The sequence below is a fragment of the Alteromonas sp. NFXS44 genome (assembly GCF_040148705.1).
GTDB lineage: Bacteria > Pseudomonadota > Gammaproteobacteria > Enterobacterales > Alteromonadaceae > Alteromonas.
The window spans coordinates 552212-570253 of record NZ_JAGDEA010000011.1 but is presented as its reverse complement, the minus strand read 5'-3'; the positions used below and the strand labels follow the sequence as shown (position 1 = coordinate 570253).

General features: G+C 45.1%; 13 protein-coding genes and 3 pseudogenes. 11 read left to right on the top strand and 5 right to left on the bottom strand.

Going from position 1 to position 18042, the window contains the following annotated elements; translation table 11 throughout:
- Positions 1 to 80 precede the first annotated feature (80 nt).
- Together J3369_RS16275 and J3369_RS16270 are read right to left on the bottom strand one after the other, a co-directional pair.
- A pseudogene (locus J3369_RS16275) lies at positions 81 to 305 on the bottom strand (flagellin); the annotation flags it as partial.
- Positions 302 to 1294: a flagellin N-terminal helical domain-containing protein gene (locus tag J3369_RS16270; RefSeq protein WP_349588790.1), complete on the bottom strand. Its 993-nt coding sequence runs from the start codon at positions 1292 to 1294 to the stop codon at positions 302 to 304. The pseudogene J3369_RS16275 and the gene J3369_RS16270, both read right to left, overlap by 4 nt.
- 313 nt (positions 1295 to 1607) lie before the next feature.
- On the opposite strand from J3369_RS16270, the gene J3369_RS16265 reads away from it, so the two are divergent.
- The 3 genes from J3369_RS16265 (at position 1608) to J3369_RS22050 (ending at position 4706) form a co-directional block, all read left to right on the top strand.
- Positions 1608 to 2891 (top strand): tyrosine-type recombinase/integrase, encoded by a 1284-nt coding sequence (locus J3369_RS16265; protein WP_349588787.1) that lies wholly within the window; start codon positions 1608 to 1610, stop codon positions 2889 to 2891.
- Between the two features lie 947 nt (positions 2892 to 3838).
- Positions 3839 to 3961 (top strand): hypothetical protein, encoded by a 123-nt coding sequence (locus tag J3369_RS16260; protein ID WP_349588784.1) that lies wholly within the window; start codon positions 3839 to 3841, stop codon positions 3959 to 3961.
- A gap of 337 nt (positions 3962 to 4298) precedes the next feature.
- Complete coding sequence (locus J3369_RS22050) at positions 4299 to 4706, top strand: YHYH domain-containing protein (RefSeq protein ID WP_502877465.1); 408 nt, start codon at positions 4299 to 4301, stop codon at positions 4704 to 4706.
- Between the two features lie 244 nt (positions 4707 to 4950).
- Here the strand turns inward: J3369_RS22050 and J3369_RS16255 are convergent, their stop codons facing one another.
- A complete protein-coding gene (locus J3369_RS16255) occupies positions 4951 to 5478 on the bottom strand; it encodes a hypothetical protein (RefSeq protein ID WP_349588782.1) in 528 nt (175 codons plus the stop codon).
- A 774-nt stretch (positions 5479 to 6252) separates the two neighbouring features.
- Here J3369_RS16255 and J3369_RS16250 point away from each other — a divergent pair.
- Both J3369_RS16250 and tnpC read left to right on the top strand, forming a co-directional pair.
- On the top strand, positions 6253 to 6648 hold the full coding sequence (locus J3369_RS16250; RefSeq protein ID WP_349589200.1) for an FAD-dependent monooxygenase: 396 nt from the start codon (positions 6253 to 6255) through the stop codon (positions 6646 to 6648).
- A 75-nt stretch (positions 6649 to 6723) separates the two neighbouring features.
- Positions 6724 to 8132, top strand: a pseudogene (gene tnpC, locus J3369_RS16245) (IS66 family transposase).
- Between the two features lie 433 nt (positions 8133 to 8565).
- Here the strand turns inward: tnpC and J3369_RS16240 are convergent.
- On the bottom strand, positions 8566 to 9048 hold the full coding sequence (locus J3369_RS16240; protein ID WP_349588779.1) for a GNAT family N-acetyltransferase: 483 nt from the start codon (positions 9046 to 9048) through the stop codon (positions 8566 to 8568).
- Between the two features lie 133 nt (positions 9049 to 9181).
- Between J3369_RS16240 and J3369_RS16235 the strand changes: the two are divergent.
- Positions 9182 to 10342, top strand: a pseudogene (locus tag J3369_RS16235) (IS4 family transposase).
- Positions 10343 to 10426: 84 nt separating this feature from the next.
- Here the strand turns inward: J3369_RS16235 and J3369_RS16230 are convergent.
- Positions 10427 to 11038: a LysE family translocator gene (locus J3369_RS16230; protein WP_349589197.1), complete on the bottom strand. Its 612-nt coding sequence runs from the start codon at positions 11036 to 11038 to the stop codon at positions 10427 to 10429.
- Positions 11039 to 11637: 599 nt separating this feature from the next.
- On the opposite strand from J3369_RS16230, the gene J3369_RS16225 reads away from it, so the two are divergent.
- From J3369_RS16225 to J3369_RS16205, 5 genes are all read left to right on the top strand, one after another.
- Positions 11638 to 11937, top strand: coding sequence for a hypothetical protein (locus J3369_RS16225; protein WP_349588777.1), 300 nt, complete (start codon positions 11638 to 11640; stop codon positions 11935 to 11937).
- 76 nt (positions 11938 to 12013) lie between these two features.
- Entirely contained in the window at positions 12014 to 12832 is an 819-nt protein-coding gene (locus tag J3369_RS16220) for a TnsA endonuclease N-terminal domain-containing protein (RefSeq protein WP_349588775.1), read from the top strand.
- Positions 12816 to 14891 (top strand): TnsB C-terminal domain-containing protein, encoded by a 2076-nt coding sequence (locus J3369_RS16215; protein ID WP_349588772.1) that lies wholly within the window; start codon positions 12816 to 12818, stop codon positions 14889 to 14891. Before J3369_RS16220 ends, J3369_RS16215 begins: the two co-directional genes overlap by 17 nt.
- Positions 14888 to 16543, top strand: a complete 1656-nt coding sequence (locus tag J3369_RS16210; protein ID WP_349588769.1) for an AAA family ATPase — start codon at positions 14888 to 14890, stop codon at positions 16541 to 16543. The genes J3369_RS16215 and J3369_RS16210 overlap by 4 nt, the downstream gene beginning before the upstream one ends.
- On the top strand, positions 16543 to 17844 hold the full coding sequence (locus J3369_RS16205) for a TnsD family Tn7-like transposition protein (protein WP_349589195.1): 1302 nt from the start codon (positions 16543 to 16545) through the stop codon (positions 17842 to 17844). Before J3369_RS16210 ends, J3369_RS16205 begins: the two co-directional genes overlap by 1 nt.
- Positions 17845 to 18042: the final 198 nt, after the last annotated feature.

The following is an 18042-nucleotide window of genomic DNA, read 5'->3' as shown; positions in this document are numbered from 1 at the left end:
GGCTGCGTTTACTCATAAGAACTCTAAAATGGTATGATGCTATTTAAGAGGAGGCTTACACTACGTCAATTGGCTACAAATTATGACAGCAATGCTAATGCAGCTTGAGGCTTGTTATTTGCTTGTGCAAGGATACTAGTCGAAGCCTGTTGAATGATTTGATGTTTGGTTAAGGTCGCTGTTTCGCTTGCGAAATCAGTATCTTTTATCTGACTCCTTGCCGCAACGACATTCTCACTAATATTACTTAAGTTTCTTAGCGTAGACTGAAAACGGTTTTCAATTGCTCCTAATTCTGCCACTACACATTAACTCGGGATAAGGCACTATCAATTGCCGCTATAACCGAAGAAGATGTTCCAATACTTTGAGAGTCATAAGAGCCAACAGACCCAGTTGTAGATGTAGAACTCAGCCTACTTGGGTTTCTTATGTCTTCAGCTATGATAAAATTAGAGGCAGTAGACCCAGTAAAAAAATTATATACGCCAGTTGCCGAGTTCGCTGCAACCAATGAAGGATCATTAAAAGCACTATTTATAGCATTTCGAAGATCTGCGTTATCTGAAGAATCTAAAAGAGGGACGTTTATTTCTTCAAATGTGCTGCCTCCATCAATTGAAATAGCAAAGCGATAATCCCCATAAACCGGTATCGGGTTTGTGCCAAATCTATAAATTTCTTCGAAAGGACCGAAAGCATTAGCACCAGTAATATCATCACGCCCTAACTCACTTCCGGCTTGGCCCGTTACTACATTTAGGCCTGTTAACCCTAATGAATCAACTCCCCAACCATTTGAAGAAAATTGCGTTAAATCAACTGTAATAGTCTGACCAGCATTCGCTCCAACTAGAAAATCACGAATATAACTGCCATCTAATAAGTTTGTATCTGCAAACTGTGTTGTATTTGCGACTCGGTCTATTTCGTCGAGCAACTGACTGACTTCTAATTGAAGGCTTTTTTTATCTGCATTGCTATTGATGCCATTCTGCGCTTGAATAGCGAGTTGCCTAACTCTATGCAGATTCGCAACAGTTTCAGAACACGCTCCGTCAGCAGTTTGTACTACTGAAATACCATCATTGGCATTGCGAACAGCTTGGTTTAACCCCTGAATCTGACTAGTCATACGATCTGATATTTGTAAGCCAGCAGCATCATCAGACGCATTGTTAATGCGAAATCCAGAGGATAGTCTTTCCAGTGATTTACCTAGTCCATTTTGAGACTGGAAAAGATTATGTATTGCATTAAGACTGGAAACATTTGTGTTTATATATAAAGACATTTCATTCCTTCGACTATAGGAGGCCTAAAGACATGCTCAATATAAAAAGTGCATGACAGGCATTTTTATATCGGCATCTAATAAGGATCCGACATAGGAAAATTTCTTATATCCGCTGAATTGTTGATGGGTCACGTTATTGAACGTAAACGATAGTTATTTGGAAGAAATCTGAGTAGCGATTCTGGATACATAGATCACGTTAATCTATATTAACATGATCTAAAAATTTCTATATAAAACAGGTAGATATTATTAGTCAGCCATATATACTCGAAGTAAGCGCAATATTTTTCTTTGCAAAAGAGTATTTATGGCTAAGCAGCTAGCAAGACACGACATCGACGATTCGCTTTATATATTTCTGCAAGACAACAGCAAAAAGTGGTACGCACGATTTCAGTTGTTCGGCAAATGGCACTGCAAATCTACAAAACAGACTGATAAAGATGAAGCTTTAGCTGCTGCAAGATTGCTACGCATGGAATGGAAGATAAAAGCAGAAACTGGAACTCTTACCAAGAGTAAGCGATTTCGCGATGTTGCAGAAAGATGCATTCTTGCTATGGAGCATGAACTTGCACATGGTGGTGGCAAAATAAGTTACAAAGACTACATAGGGGCGCTACGTCGCTACCACATTCCCTTTTTTGACCGGACATATATCACTTCTCTTGATCAAGACAAGCTTAAGGAATTTGACATCTGGCGAATTCAGAAAGCAGGCAAAGTTCTCAATAAATCTACTCTACTTACACACAATGCTGCGTTGCAAATGGTTTTTAAAGAAGCTGTTGCACGCCAATGGATGTTGCCAGTTCAAGTTCCAGTATTAAGTAACAAGGGGGAGCAGGGGGCTAGACGAGCGGCTTTCAGTGAAGAGGAATATGAGAAGGTCGTCGAGACAATCGAAATAATGAGGGACAATAGTCGAAAAGAGAAAACACGGCAGATACGAGAGTTGCTACTCGATTATGCAGATGTTGTCGTACACACAGGAATTAGGCCTGGTACCGAAATGGAGGAGTTAACCTGGAGCGATATTCTGATGTCGCGACAAGGGCATCAAGTAATATTCAAAATTAAGGTCAGAAAGGGGAAAACTACAAAACATACCGGTACTCGGACCGTCGTCTGTAAGGATGAGTTTGTATATCCGTTAATGAATCTAATGGAACGATTTCCTAATAGAAAACCTTCAGACAAAATATTTGTACTAGCCGATGGCACTTCTACAAATGAGCTAGGGAAGACCTTCGTGTCAGCACTAGAAGAGGCAGATTTGAAAACTAGTCCGGATGGTCCTCGGACGCTCTACTCGTTGCGGCATACCTATATAACCTGGCAGCTTCTTACCAGAACACTCAGAATCGACGTATTAGCTCGGCAGTGTGGTACCAGCATCGCTATGATCGAACAACATTATAGTCATGTGGTTCCAAGCATGTTCGAAGAGGAGTTGTCTGGAGTCACTTTCGACAAAACCGAGAAAAAGTCTTCAGCTAAATCACGTGAACGAAAAAAACAGATTCAGTTAAAATTATCTGGACGATTTAATGAGTGGGAAGCAGAGGCAAAGCGACGCGGCTGTATATGACTAAACTCGTTACACCGTGGTTAATCTAACCTGTACTGAAGAGCCCACAGATAACACGGATATAGCACCTTTTGATCATAACGGACATCACTCACACATTACTCGGTTGCTTTGTAGTTGATTAGATTATGGTATTTTTAGCGTTAATCTAAGCGTTGGAAAAATAGCTCGCAGTTAATGTCTATATTAGGAGGAAACTTCTAATACATCAGCAATATTCTCCATCAACTTTTTTTTCGTTCGGGAGGAGCCACCTTTCACTAAGGGTTGACAGAAATCATATAACAGTGCATTCGGAACAATAATAACCTCAAACTAAGCATCGCCGTCTACCACTTTTCTCTTCAACCTGTGATTCCCGTCAATTACCCAATACTCATCTTGTATGAGAGCAACCAACAGTGGTTGATTTTTTCGATCATGATGTACAATTTAGGCTCTTGTCTTCGTACTAAACTGGCGAACCGAACGCGTAGCACTGCGCGTCTATTTTCACAGCATTAGGTCATAGTTTTTAAGTAGACTGGTAGCTAACCTGATAAGTATGGTCTACCAAGTTTGGCCTTTAGCTCATCTGTTTTCGATATTCTACATTCAACTTTCCTTTCTACGCCGAGTTCATACACTAATGCCATAAATCACCCGGTAATTCGTACTCACCGTTATTCAACTTGCAAATTTGTATAACTCCGCCCTGGAAAAAAAATATAATACTGGGTAAAAAAATAAAATTTGTTGCAAAAATACAGTTCACGATTCATACAAATGTAAGCGGTTAGTCGATACTAACCTTTCCTTCTCATTGATTTAGCTAAGAAGATTAAGGCTAGATATTGGGTTGCATTAGGTTTGGAACCGCATTATCTTGTGGTTATCAGCCTAACACTGTATAAATATCAGTGTTAGGCTGATTGATGAAATTTGTTAATTTTTTAGGAGGTAAACTGATGAAAATTGGTAGAGATGCCAAGACAGGGCAATTTATTACTGTTAAAGAAGCTAAAAGAAGACCAACTACTACAGTAGTCGAAACAATTAAACCAACTAAACCAAAAGGAAAGAAAAAGTAAAAAGCCGCTCAGAAAGCGGCTTTCGATAAAATCAAGTTGAGGTTACTGAGAACTTTCCCTCGGCACCCATCACACTGTGACTTTATATTGGGGAATATGATACTAGCAGTAGTGCTCCGGGTTTGTAAATTCGTTCTCTAACTTTTAGAGGATTTATGATGATGACAACAAATAAGTCTATTCATGTATCCGGCTATATACGCTTCCGTTATGGCAAGTGGGAAGATGTATGCACTCATTGGCGTTCAATGGGCTAATTTATAGCTTAAAACTAAGTATAGGGGAGCATAGCTCCCCTTAAGCAAAAGAAGTAAAATTTTAGTACAAGGATGTATTTATGAATAAAATACTGTCTATATTCGTAATATTAGTAGCATTTGCTTTTTCTTTTTCTACTATAGCGCATGGTGGTAGAACGAATGCAAACGGGTGCCACAACGATAAAAAGAATAACAGCTACCACTGTCATGGTCAGAAACCAAAGCACAGTTACTCGTCAACTAAGCCATCAATTTCGCCAGTAGCACCTGCGATAAATCAACCTGATGATATCGTAAAATTAATTATCGCCGACTCAATTAAGGGATACAGTGGAAACTGTCCATGCCCATATAGTAGAGCATCAAATGGCAGTAGATGTGGTGCTAGGAGTGCTTATAGTAAGCCGGGAGGTTATGAGCCAATTTGTTATGCTAGTGATGTAACATCAGATATGAAAATGAAATACCGTAGTCGGATAAATTGATTTATTTATCTTCTTCAGGATGCCTGAGAGCTAATAAGTTGCTAAGTACCACCTTAGCTTGCTCCATGCGTACATTTGCTTCCAGAATCGCTCTTAGTCAGAAGCGGACATCACCGAGATACTTGGCAAAGGATCACATCGCACGTGGAGCGGCCACTAGCTTATTGCGATTTTTACGTGGTAACGAAAAGCTGAAGTGGCAGTGCTAAATAGAACGACTCTTAATAGCTGAAATTTAAAAGTGCTATGCGTACGTATTCACATAATCGGGAGTCAGGCTTACTAGTTTCTGGTAATTTTCTGGGGCGCTTAAGCCTTTGTCGCCCCATCTGGCCCCCATTTTATATAGGTCAGATTGCTCATCCTGCATTTTAACGATGTCGAGCAAAATATCTTTATCCGTCTTACCTGAAGCTCTGCCTTCGTTGATTATTTCCTGTTCCTGAGCTAAGACAGCTCTAAACTCATTTTCAAGCTTACCCTGTAAACGAAAAATCCTTGCCATTACTTCTTCACCGTTACTACTATTTAAAATTTCATTTAAATTGAACATCGCTGCAGAAGGCATTCTTCCTTTTAACGAATCTACTTTTTTCGCTAACTCTTCCGGTGAAGCAGATTCGATGAAAGCCAGAGCATTTGCCCGACTGTCATGCTCCCTTACATTTGAACTTGTTGAGGATTCCAGAGAGTCATTGGATTTAACAGACACCGCATCATTTCTTTGAAGTCCGTAAATATAATTTTGCGAGTTGCTTACACCATTAATCATAGAGATATCCTTCAGCACTTTTTAACTGTTGGATTTAGAGTGAGCAATATGTCTGCCAGATGGTATTTTCTTAAGCATTCGACCCTCTAAATATGTGAACACCACCTTGATGTCAGTGGTTTAAGCAGAGATTAAGATTGGTGAACGATGAAATTAGACAAAGCGAATAGATATATAGAGGGAATCCGAATGCCACATGAAAGGAAGTGTCTTGCCTGCTAACAAAATAGTTTCATGTCGTCAGATACCGAGGAACAACCACAAAAAAAGGAATGTTCGTTCATGACCAAAATTAGAAGCAGGATATAAAACGACAGAGAAGATGGATTTATCTGCATCTTAGAAGGACTGTGACTGCCGTTTAACGGAAAATTATTGCCTGAAGGCTAATCAGTTGGATAACTTCAGGAATCTAAATGCGTCTCTTTGATTAAAACACGATGACATTCGGCTAAAGCTAGTTTTGCACTAAATAGCCTGATTACAGTTCCCGTCAAGCCGTATTCAGTTTTCAGCAGTTCAATGGTGGTAAGTCGGATGAAAGCCTCTAAATCATAACAGCGCAAGTTATCTGTTATTGAACAAAAATTCACTTTCTGGAAATGAATACTGTTCAGTTTTGGTCTAAGAATTGCTCTTCATTATCATCAATTAATAGTTCGGCAAACTTATGCTCATATTATCCAGTTACGCAACAACTCCTATACAGGCATATAAGCAGTCTGAAACAAAGCCACAAACTGTCGTTGATGAAGCACCGATTTAGACCAAACGATTAAGGAGTATCGTGAGAATAGAGAAAGGTTTGGTATCGTTCCTGTAAACAATCAATTCTGCTATTGGGCAGCCGCATGGCCATGTGCTATCGATACCCAAAGAACACAAAAAAGTTGGCATCTTGAAATGCATCAACATTTCGCCCACTGGCCTAACGATATCAAAAAGGTCTTAGGTTGCTCGGAAGAAAGCACGGTTAAACGCATATTCGTGCACGATATCGACCCGCTACCTTACTGGCACAACAAAAACCTTCTCATGATTGGAGACGCGGCGCATGCTTCACTGCCAACCTCTGGCCAGGGCGCTTGCCAAGCGCTTGAAGATGCGTGGCATTTATCCAAGTTGCTAAGTAGCCATCTGACATGTAACCGTTCACCAGAGCCCTATTGACAGCTAAGAATATTTATTTTTGACGATCTTTCGGATCCTATTGATTGATCCCGCCAGTCTGTCAGAGTGGTCCTCATGCCACGTAAAAAGCAATCAACAAAGCCACCCGTTGCGACGAATCTTGATGATGCCAATGAACTCATCGGTGCACTCTGGGACAGGCTAAATGACCTCGAAGACCGACTGAATCAGAACAGTCGTAATTCGTCGCGCCCGCCTTCCTCTAATGGTCCGGGGGCGGGTTCTTCTGCGCCGGCTAAAAAGCCAACAGGTCGTAAGCGCGGTGCGCAATCAGGTCATAAGGGCACCAAACGGATGTTAGCCGATAAGGTTGATGAGAGTCGAACTTACTATCCCGATGAGACCTGTACTTGTGGCGGTGTAATTGATGTCAGTGATTCCCCTACCGTCGTCATCAGGTATTTGATATTCCCAGCCAAGCCTTTACCGTTGTAGAGCATCAACTTTATCAGGGGCAGTGTTGTCAGTGCAGTAAAACGGTCAAAGCCAATTTACCTGATAATGTGAATCAGGGCCAAATGGGGAATAACCTGCTGGCGTATGTCGCAATGCAGTCAGGCCAGTTTCATCAGAGTATCAGTAAAATCCAACAACAACTTGAACAAAACTTCGGCTTGTCATTTAGTCGTGGGGCTATCTCTGAAGCACAAGGCCGCGTCAGCGCTGTACTGACACCGGCCTGTCAGGATATCCGAGAGACGATGCAAAATGAGGCGGTCGTACACTGTGATGAAACCCGTCATCAGCGCGGCAACGAAAACCGCTGGATGTGGCAGGTATGCACGGCTGAATTGTCTTGCTTTATGACCCACTTCTCCCGCGGTGCCTGGGCGGCGAAGAAATTACTGGGCGATAATCCAGAAAACATTGTAGTGACTGACCAGTATGCCGGTTACCACTACATTGACACTGACCACCGTCAATTATGTTGGGCGCATATCTTAAGAAATATGAATGCACTGGCGGAAAGCTGGGGCACGAATAAAGCTTACGGGACGATATTGGTCAGGCTCATCCGCATACTGTTCCGCCTGCAACACCGGTTTGAAAAAAATACCCTGAGCGAAAAGGCATACCGGGGGCGAATGGAAAAACTACGCATTGCCTGGCGAGAACAACTGGAACTGGCATCAAGACGATGTGTCACACCTCGCTATCAGAACCGGTGTAAGTTACTGCTTAAACACGATGACATGTGCTGGGTGTTTCTCAAACATAATGGCGTACCGCTGACAAATAATGAAGCAGAGCGTTCACTGAGAAGCTATGTGTTGTGGCGAAAAGGCAGCTATGGTGTGTGGTCTCACAGAGGCGAATTATTCAGACAACGCATCCTCACTATCGTAGAAACCTGCCGGAAGCAAAAGCTGAATCCGCTGACCTGGATTCGGGAAATCCTGGCTGCAACGCTTAACAAAACTAGCTATCCACTGCTCAACGACTTCAAAGCTGCCTGTCAATAGGGCCCTGGTGAACGGTTACTCTGACATTAGACAAAGTGTTAGGAGATTTCTATGCTAAGCGGATACATAAAACAACGAGTGCGCAAAATATAGGCAGACAGGTGGCTCAGCAAATTTTTCATGGTAAAGGATTGATGAGAAACCCTTTACCCGAGATGTCCGCTACACAACTTAGCGAACTATATATGCATGGGTTAGATAAAATCCTGTGAGAAAACAATGAAGCCATAGAGGCGCATGACAGAGGTCATGTTGCGGCGGCTTATTACGCATCTGACCAGCAACAGCTTCGCCTGAAGCTATTGATCACTCAAATAGACAAAGAACGGACGTGCACCGATGTGTTTTGCTACATCGACTATTGGTCAGTAACGGTCATTCCGAAAAGACCACCTAGCTCACTCTAGAACTAATAATTTTGCTAAAGCGGACATCACGGCACAATGCACGCGCTTGTCGCGTGCATTGCTTTGTTAAGATTGAGCTCCATAGGCTGATAAACCAAACCTGCCGATTCGGCCACTTCGCCACTACGCTCAAACCCATAATTTTCATAAGCCGTCACTGAAGATAGCGACGCGCTGACGGTAACAGTTTCAACCTTCGCATGATTCAAGGCGGATTTAAGCAGCTTTCTTCCAATACCACTTTTCTGTGATCCCGGCCGAATAAAAAGCATCGCAACATGGCGACCTTCCTTCAGCTCAATGATGCCTTCGACATTTTCGTTGTTCTCAGCAACCAGCATCAAGTTATCGCCTCTCATCCTCTCGAGGAATGCATCGCGCGCAGCGATATTCGAAAAGGTTGTAATCCCCTCATCAGACAATGTGCTTGCAACAGACTGCAAAAAAGAATCCATGCAAATTGCACTTGCAGCTTCAAGGTCCTTCTCCTCCATCTTCCTGATAATCATCAATGTCTCCCAAGAACGTAACACCCAAATCTAACGAATCCACTCATAAATTAAAGCAAATTCAATGATATATACATACAAGGCGCAATTTGATCTAATTAATTTCGCCAAAAACATACCAGAAAAACACACCATGCGTGATATCTCTATCTTACATGATTTACTTAAAAATCAATGCCCTGATTTACATCAATAACGTCTCTCTTCTCTAATGGTTGCTGTGCAATCATTGCTTGACGGACAGCAACTGTCGCTTACCGAATTGGGTCGTAATATTACCGGGGCCGTTGCCGCTAAGCACAACGAGAGATTTGATATTTATCACTGGCATGCAAGGCTCCTCTGTGGGGCGAACCCAATGCCGATAATACTGATTGATTGGTCTGATGTAAGAGAACAAATGCGCCATTAAACCTTGCGTGCATCTGTAAGCTTTGAAGGTCGGTCAGTCATTCTCTACGAACGGGTATTTCCATTTTCTCAATACAATTCTCCGGTCAGTCACAATCCTTTCTTGCGAGAATTAGCAGTCATTCTGCCTCAACATTGTTGTCCGCTTATCGTCACCGATGCCGGTTACCGAAACACCTGGTTCCGTGAAGTTGAAAGGCTGGGATGGTTCTGGCTTGGCCGTGTCCGTGGCGAAGTTGGCTTTCGTGTGCAGAGCCAATCACAATGGCGTAGCAACAAATCTTTTTATCCTGCAGCCAACGCCAGAGCGCGTTATCTGGGGTTTGGCCAGTTAGGTCGAAAAAGCCCGATTAATGCCTGTTTGCATTTGTTTAAAGCCAAATCCAAGGGCCGTAAAGACCAGCGTTCATCGAAAGCTGGACGTCATCACAATGCACAACAAAACTATCGGGATAGCAGCAAAGAGCCCTGGCTACTCGCTACGAATATCCCCGCAGAATCACTGACCTCAAAGAAACTCGTGAACCTCTATGCCAAGCGAATGCAGATAGAAGAAAGCTTCCGGGATATTAAAAGCCCTCAGTACGGACTGGGTCTTCGCCACAGCAGAACACGCTGTCCTAAACGGTTCGATGTGCTGTTGCTCATTGCGATGCTCGCCGAATGGCTGCTCAGGCTGATTGGAATCATCGCGTACAAGCACAATTGGCAGCGTGCTTTTCAGGCCAATACTATCTGGAATCGTCCGGTACTATCACTAATCAGACTAGGGCGGGAAGTTCGAAAACGCCGACGGGATTACCCCGTTTCAACCTCTGAAATTCGGTGGACTATCACTCAATACATCCGGAAAGTCCACGTTACCGGAGTGCCTGAATTATGAGGGGATCTCCCAGCGCCCGCCATAAACGGCGCGATGAACGAGCCTCCGGCGACCGTAGGGAGCGAATTTAATGGCTTTGTTAGTTCATTCACGACGAGCGAGTAACAACCCAACCCCTGCACTACCAAGCAGTCCGGCACAAACTCTATTAAACAACCGGCGCATAGAAGGTCGAGAGAACCAATGGCGCAATGCTTTACCAAAGAATGCATACCCAGCTATTGCTACACACTCAAGCATTAAAAATAGCACGCCAAGAATCAAAAACTGATATCCAACAGAACCCGCTGGATCAACAAACTGGGGCAGGAAAGCCGTAAAAATCAAAATGGCTTTGGGGTTTCCAGCCGCCAGCAAAAACTCCTGTCTCGCCAGTTGAAAGAAGCTTTTTCCTCCCGGTGCCTCGCTATCGCCCTCAGTTGGATCAGCGGTCCATAGCTGATAGGCCAGCCAAAGTAAATAGAGTCCTCCGACGACTTTTATGGCGAGAAACAATTTTTCCGACGTATACAGCACTGTTGCCAGCCCTGTAGCAGCCAGCGTGATCATAGCTACAAATGCAACCAGCCGACCAATACCAGCATAGCAGGCAGTCCTGACGCCATAACGCTTTGCATTCGCCATCGAAAGAAGGTTATTGGGACCAGGCGCCATGTTCAAAGCAAAGCATGCTGGTATAAATAGCAAAATAGTCATTAGTGACACGGTTGCCCCTCTTTATTGAGCTAATTCTGGTTCATCGGTAGGCGCATAGCGCATATCCGATGTAACGGGTTGTGTACGCCCAGCATGGGCATGAACTAATGAGGTGAAAGTCCTCTGTAGGAAGATCACCGTTGTTTAACACACTGTTATTCAACGCTAACTACTAGCGAATGGCAAGGGCTAAATCGTGAGAGATAGTCTGGAGGAAGCCGCTAGCAAATCTGCGAGCTGATGAACAAGAACATCATATGAGGCGTAGGCTGAAGGTGAGTTGGCACAAGACAACGAAACCCTGTGATCTAACGGCCACCGTAAATGATGCAGCAGTGCAGAGACAGTCCATGCTCTTATCTGGGGAGATCTGCTCTAAGAGCGATCGGTGAATACCAGTAAGGCTCTGGTATACAAGTGCCTTGGCGCAGAGGAAGCGCATCATCCACTGCGAGCGAATTCGATGCAAACCGATAGCGCTGTTACAGGTAACTGTGGCGGTGATAGAGCAGAAGTCAGCAGACGGCATAGTAGCCAAATGCCCAGCGTAATGGCTGGGACACGGCCAAGGCCGGAACATTTAGAATAAAGGAGGAGCCTTGTCAGACTTGAACACACGAATGCCGTCCGGTAGTGACGTGACTCAGCGTACTGATGAGCAGCCAGCCTTTAGCGCAGATCTACTCGAACTTTTTCTCCAGCCTTCCAATCTTGTGTCGGCATGGAAGCAGGTTCGAGCCAACAAAGGGGCCGCTGGCATTGATGGCATGACCATTGATGACTTCCCCGCTTGGGCAAACGCCGGAAACTGGAAACGTGTTATGACTGAGCTTCGCTCAGGCCAATACCAACCTTCACCGGTGAAACTGTGGGATGCAAATAAAGTCGGTAACTGGTAAATAAAGTTGGTAACTTACAAATAAAGCTGGTAACTTAGTTCCGTATATTTTATGTGCAATGTCGGAGGTACGGAGCTTGACCAGCTTATCCCTTGACTCTCGTTCACTGAAATGGGTTAAACAAGGTCGTGGAAAGGGGTCAGGAAAAGACTACCAACCCTGGTTGACCGTCAGAGACCTACCTTCTGCTGGACGATCACACCGCATCTGGGGATTCCAGACTCAACGAACCCACCATCTGTTGTCAGACCTAGAGCTGGCGGCGTTCTTTCTGTTTGACTGGAATCCATTTGTCACTGATATCCGGGAGCAATATCCTCTCCGACTAGAGGATACCATTGAGCTTGCAGCGCAAGTGCGTATCCGTCATCCCGAAGTGCGAGGACAAATTCAAGTCATGTCCACGGATTTTCTAGTGGACACTAATAAGCCTGAGCGTCCAAGAATGGCTATTCAGGTAAAAACCTCTTCAGATCTTTCAAACCCTAGAACCATCGAAAAACTGGAACTTGAACGGCGCTACTGGGCGTTAAAGGAAGTGCCATGGTATTTGCTGACTGAAAAACAAATTCCCAAGACCGTCACCAAAAATATTGCCTGGCTGTATCCAGCGCAATTGGTTCTGGATGGGATCGAAGATACTCTGAATATGGCTTCCCTTTACCTGGGCTTCTTTATAAATCATCCGACTTTGCTGATTTCTCAGGTTGCAATGATGCTCGATCAAGCCTATTCACTCTCTCCAGGCGAATCCCTGCAAAAGATACGCTCGCTGTTAGCCTTGAGGGTTTTCTTATTCGATATCAGAAAGCCTTGGTCAACGCTGGCTGTAGGGGAGTTACAGGCCTCTTCAGACATTGAATCATTGAGGAATTATTATGTTGCGAATCAATGATGTCGTGGTATTCGGAGAGCCTCGGTATCGTATTCTTGATGTCTCAGATATTCGATACACATGGATTAATATCGATTCCGACAAAGCATTTCCTGAACGGGTTTCTCTGGCAGAGGTGGAAGACTTCATTCTTTCTGAGACGTTAAAAAAAATTGATGATCCCTATTCGCATCTTGCTGCTCAGCTCCCGGAACATGGCTCAGTAGCACAGCAAATCCGGGACAAGCGTATGGCCGTTATTGAGCCTTTAATACACCAACCGGATATCTATTATCGCAGCGGCAGGGGCGCACTGGTTCAGCAGGTTGTTACTGAATCTGGAACGGCAAAAAAAACAATATATTCCTATCTTCGCCAATATTGGCAGCGGGGTTGCACACCGAACGCGCTTTTGCCGGACTACGATAAATCAGGCGGGCGAGGAAAGAAACGCACAGCTTCAGAAAAAAAATTAGGCCGCCCGAGAATTATAGCGCCGGGCACCGGCGCAATTGTAGATACTGGTGTTGAACGCATGTTTCGCATTGTGCTTGATCGACACTATCTGACGGAGAAGAATCATTCTCTACCCTATGCTCATCGACGTTTCGAGGACATGTTTGAAACAGCTCATCCCGATGTACCAAAAGAAAACTTCCCGACAGTTGCTCAACTACGCTATTTCTACGAGCGGGAATATGTCCGGCCTGAACGTATCCGGCTGAGAGCCAATAAAATTGAATATCAAAAGGACATCAGACCGTTACAAGGAACAGCCACAACTGGGGTTCACGGTCCTGGTGCACGGTACGAGATCGACGCGACTATTGCCGATATCTATCTGCTTTCCGCTGACAGACAAAAGATTATTGGCCGACCAACCTTGTACGTGGTTGTCGATGTCTATAGCAGATTGATTGCTGGGTTCTATGTGGGACTTGAAAACCCCTCCTATGTGACTGCTATGTTGGCACTGGTGAACGCCATGATCGATAAAACTCAGATATGCCAGTCTTTCGGTTATGACATCGAGCCAGAGGATTGGCCGTCGATTGGATTGTCGGACGCAATTTTAGCTGATCGCGGTGAGTTGCTGGGCCATCAAATTGAATATCTGGAGCAGGCCTTTGGTGTTCGGATTGAAAATACACCACCTTATCGTGGGGATGCGAAGGGTATAGTTGAGCGGCATTTTCGTACTATTCAAGCAGACTTCAAGCCGTTTGCACCAGGAGTAGTTGCTGGAACTACCATCAAAAAGCGCGGCGGGAAAGATTATCGGTTGGATGCAACACTTACATTGGAAGAATTCACTAAAATAATTATCGGCTCTATCCTGCATCGCAACCAGAGTTCGGTATTGGTCAAGTATGACCGCGATCCGGATATGCCGGATACACTCGCACCTGTACCGATAAATATCTGGCAATGGGGTATTCAAAATCGTAGCGGACGGCTACGTAACACATCGGAGTCGGCGTTGAAGCTGGCATTGTTGCCTCGTCAAAAAGTAACGCTTTCCGAATACGGTATTCAATGCTTCGGTGCCTTTTATACCTGTAGGGAGCTACTGGCGTCTGGCTGGCTCCATAGAACTGGGCAACAGCGACCTGGCCCCTTTATGGCTGCGTATGACCCCTCGGTAGCCGACATCATTTATGTCTTCCCAGATGCAACAAAATCAGATTATTGGGAGTGCTCGCTAACCGATCGCTCAAGGGAATTTAGGGGCCGGTCGATGTGGGAGTTATGGGACAGCCAGCAGCAACAACGAAAATCAACAGCGGCAGCTAAATTGAAAGAGAGGGAAAGCAAAAGATCGCTGGAAAATGTGATTCAGGAAACCATCCAAAACGCGGAAAAGCTACGTCCTTCCTACTTTGGTGAATCGAAAACAGAAACCTTGGCTGGCATCAATCAAAACCGGCGGGAAGCCCGTGAGCAGGAACGCCGGAAACGTCGAACAGAAAACAAGCCTACTGAGCGGAAACCCAAAGCAGATGTCAGGTATTTGACTGATCAGCCCGAAGACGGGGCTTTCCCAGATTTTCTGGATGACCTGTTTGGAGATGATGAATGACACTACCCAAAGGCATGGTGCAGGCGATTTATAATGATACCGGGATCAGCCAGTACCAAGGAAACCCTCTCATTGAGGCTTTGCCGCCTATCCTGGACCGGCGTCAGCTAAAGGACGGGTTGTCGGGTCAAATTATGTTTCGCCCAACTGACGTTTATCTTGATGGCCAGACCCGTATTCATGTCATATCTCAATTACTCGATAATTTTTTTCAGCCGCTCTCCCGTCACATCGAGCTGGAGTCAAAATTATCGGTCATGCTTCGACAAGGGTATGTTGGTAGAAATCTGGCGACAGGCGAACTGAATACCCACATCCAGAATGGGTATGAGCGTGTTATGCAGGGGGATTTGGCTGTTTTCCGGTTCGAGCATGTGGAATCCACCGCTAAGAGTCTGGCTTTCATTGGTTGTTCTGGTTCAGGCAAGACAAGCTCATTGAACCGTATTCTGGCAACCTATCCCCAGTTGATATATCACGAAGCCTACAACTTCACTCAGATCGTTTTCCTTAAAATTGACTGCCCGCATGACGGTTCGTTGAAAAGCCTGTGCCATAACTTCTTTCGGGAAATTGACGCGGTACTCGCCACTAATTATGTACGCCGCTACGTGGAAAAACGACATAGCGTAGAAACCTTGATTGCGATAATGGCACACATTGCGAACACTCACGCCATTGGACTGTTAGTGATTGATGAAATCCAGCATCTGAGCGTTAAACATTCCGGTGGTGCAGAGCGTATGCTCAATTTCTTTGTCACTCTGGTGAATGAAATTTCGGTTCCGGTTGTTATGGTGGGAACGCCAAAAGCCAGACCTATATTTGAATTGGATTTACGTTCCGCTCGCCGGGGCGCTGGTTTTGGCTCAATCCTTTGGGAGCCATTAAGCAAGCCTTCAGGCGAGCAGGAGATATCTCGTACCGAGTGGGGGGCCTTCACCAGTCGTTTGTGGAAGTATCAGTGGCTGACTAAAGCATCTCCTGAAGTGACTGATGAAATTCGAGATACCTGGTACGATCTTTCTCAAGGCATTATGGATGTCGTTATCAAGCTATTTGTTCTGTCACAAATCCGGGCGGTTGTCACCGGTATTGAACGCATTACCCCGGCCTTGATGAGAAAGGTTTATCTGGATGAGTTAAAGCCTATCCATCCCATGATTGATGCATTGCGGTCGGGTGATGTAACAAAAATAGCGCGTTATTCGGATCTGACTATCCCCGACGTAGATAGAAAAATATTGGAACTGAGCCACCTGCTGCGCTCCAATCAGGAAAGCATTGATACCGTAGTCAAGTATGGAGGAAATGAACAAGCTGTTCGTTTGCACAATATGCTGGTTGATATGGGGTATGCCTCTGAGCTGCTTGAACCTCTGATCAACAAAGCGTTTGAGGATCATCCGGGCCTTGTGATGAAGGACCTTATGCCGCTGATTCTCTCTTGGTATCAGAGTGCTGAGATAGAAAAGCCTGCGTCATCCACACCTAAACTTAAGGCGGTCAAGAAAGCTGACTGGCATACCCTGGATTCAGAAGACTTGCGCTTCCTATTCTCTCAGTCCGTCAATGATGAGACCTTCCAGGAATCACTTTGCCGCAATGACCTGTTTTTTGATGCCCAGGACTGGGTTAATTCCTTTGGGTGATGGCCGTGTTGAATTTTCCTATACCTTACACAGAGGAGTTGATGTATAGCACCGTGGCAAGAGCGGGTGTCCGGCAAGGGCTGACCAGCCCAAAGCAACTGTTGGATGAAGTCTTCGAATCTCGCAGCATTATCGCAACGATAGACTTACCTAACCATCTTGCAACGCTCTCTCGCTGGCTTCCTGAAGAGTACACGCCTGACAAGCTGATCTATAGCCATACCTTATTTCCGCTTTACGCACCCTTTGTACCAGAGGCTCGACGGCTTCAGTGCATGAATTGGTTGTATCAGGGTACTCAGGGGGCCGCTCATCTGGCATTAGGGATTGCTGCCTCTCGCATTAAGTCTCCACGCTTTATCCGGTACTGTCCCGGTTGCATATCCGCTCAACGAGAACAATATGGTGAGTATTTTTGGCTACGAGAATGGCAGGTTGCTGGGATGGCATCGTGCTCCGAACACGGTGTGTTGATGGATACGCGGATTGCTCGCCCCCTGATTGAACGTCATCGCTTTATCGCTGCTGCACCTGAACACTGTCTTGTGACTAAACAGCAAAAGGGAATGGGAGTATCTGACTGGATATCCACTCAGGTGCGACGGTTGTTAGTTCGGCCGGCGCAAGCGTCACCCAGCTTTGAGCAATGGACAGAGCATTATCGCAGCCTTGCTTATCGGCAAGGTTTTTACCGGGGAAAAGCCCAAGTTGACCACTCGGTGATAAAAAATAAGGTATTAAAGGTGTGGCCTGCCGCTTGGTTAATCCGAAACCGTCTGATGCCTCCCAGTTCCGATATTGATGACACAGACTGGCTGAAAGTAATCTTCCGAAAGCATCGAAAAAGTTTCAATTATCTTCAGCATATTGTTGTTCATCAGGCATTGCTGGATAGCCACTGGCAGATAGACGATGTACTTTATGAAGTTAGCCGGAAACCAACACGTAAAACGCCACAACAAGTTAAGGTTGTGATGCAAAAGTCGAACAGTCAAACGCCAGATCAAGAAGCTTGGTTTGCATTGCTGTCTTCCTGTCCCCCCAAACAAGCCAGAAAAACTTCACCGGCCTTGTATGCCAGGCTCTATCGAAATCATCGCGACTGGCTGTTGGACGTTAACCATCGTCATGCGCAAGACAAGACAAATCCTAACGTACCACGCATTGATTGGGACAAACGGGATCGGGAATATTTGCAAGCACTTCGACAGCAGGCTATGTTTTCTGAAGGCAAATCAACAAGGACCCAGGCGCTCAAGAACTTACTACCTCAAGCTGCTGGGCAATCTCTCCCCCCTTGAGAAGAATCTCCATCAACTGCCACGGACTTCGGCATTTTTGGCGGTCAATTCGGAAAGTGTCTCCCAGTACCAGATCCGACGATTGCAAAATGCCTATGACGATTTACGGGTTCTCTTTGACTCGCCGCCAAGGTGGCGATTATTGCGAAACGCCGGATTGAGCGAAGAACGAATGATGGAACCTGCCATGCAATATTT

Excerpts from the sequence above, each read along its gene's own strand:
- J3369_RS16270 (WP_349588790.1), bottom strand. The coding sequence starts at position 1,294 with ATGTCTTTATATATAAACACAAATGTTTCCAGTCTTAATGCAATACAT.
- J3369_RS16265 (WP_349588787.1), top strand. The coding sequence starts at position 1,608 with ATGGCTAAGCAGCTAGCAAGACACGACATCGACGATTCGCTTTATATA.
- J3369_RS16260 (WP_349588784.1), top strand. The coding sequence starts at position 3,839 with ATGAAAATTGGTAGAGATGCCAAGACAGGGCAATTTATTACTGTTAAA.
- J3369_RS22050 (WP_502877465.1), top strand. The coding sequence starts at position 4,299 with ATGAATAAAATACTGTCTATATTCGTAATATTAGTAGCATTTGCTTTT.
- J3369_RS16255 (WP_349588782.1), bottom strand. The coding sequence starts at position 5,478 with ATGATTAATGGTGTAAGCAACTCGCAAAATTATATTTACGGACTTCAA.
- J3369_RS16240 (WP_349588779.1), bottom strand. The coding sequence starts at position 9,048 with ATGATTATCAGGAAGATGGAGGAGAAGGACCTTGAAGCTGCAAGTGCA.
- J3369_RS16230 (WP_349589197.1), bottom strand. The coding sequence starts at position 11,038 with ATGACTATTTTGCTATTTATACCAGCATGCTTTGCTTTGAACATGGCG.
- J3369_RS16215 (WP_349588772.1), top strand. The coding sequence starts at position 12,816 with ATGTTGCGAATCAATGATGTCGTGGTATTCGGAGAGCCTCGGTATCGT.
- J3369_RS16210 (WP_349588769.1), top strand. The coding sequence starts at position 14,888 with ATGACACTACCCAAAGGCATGGTGCAGGCGATTTATAATGATACCGGG.
- J3369_RS16205 (WP_349589195.1), top strand. The coding sequence starts at position 16,543 with ATGGCCGTGTTGAATTTTCCTATACCTTACACAGAGGAGTTGATGTAT.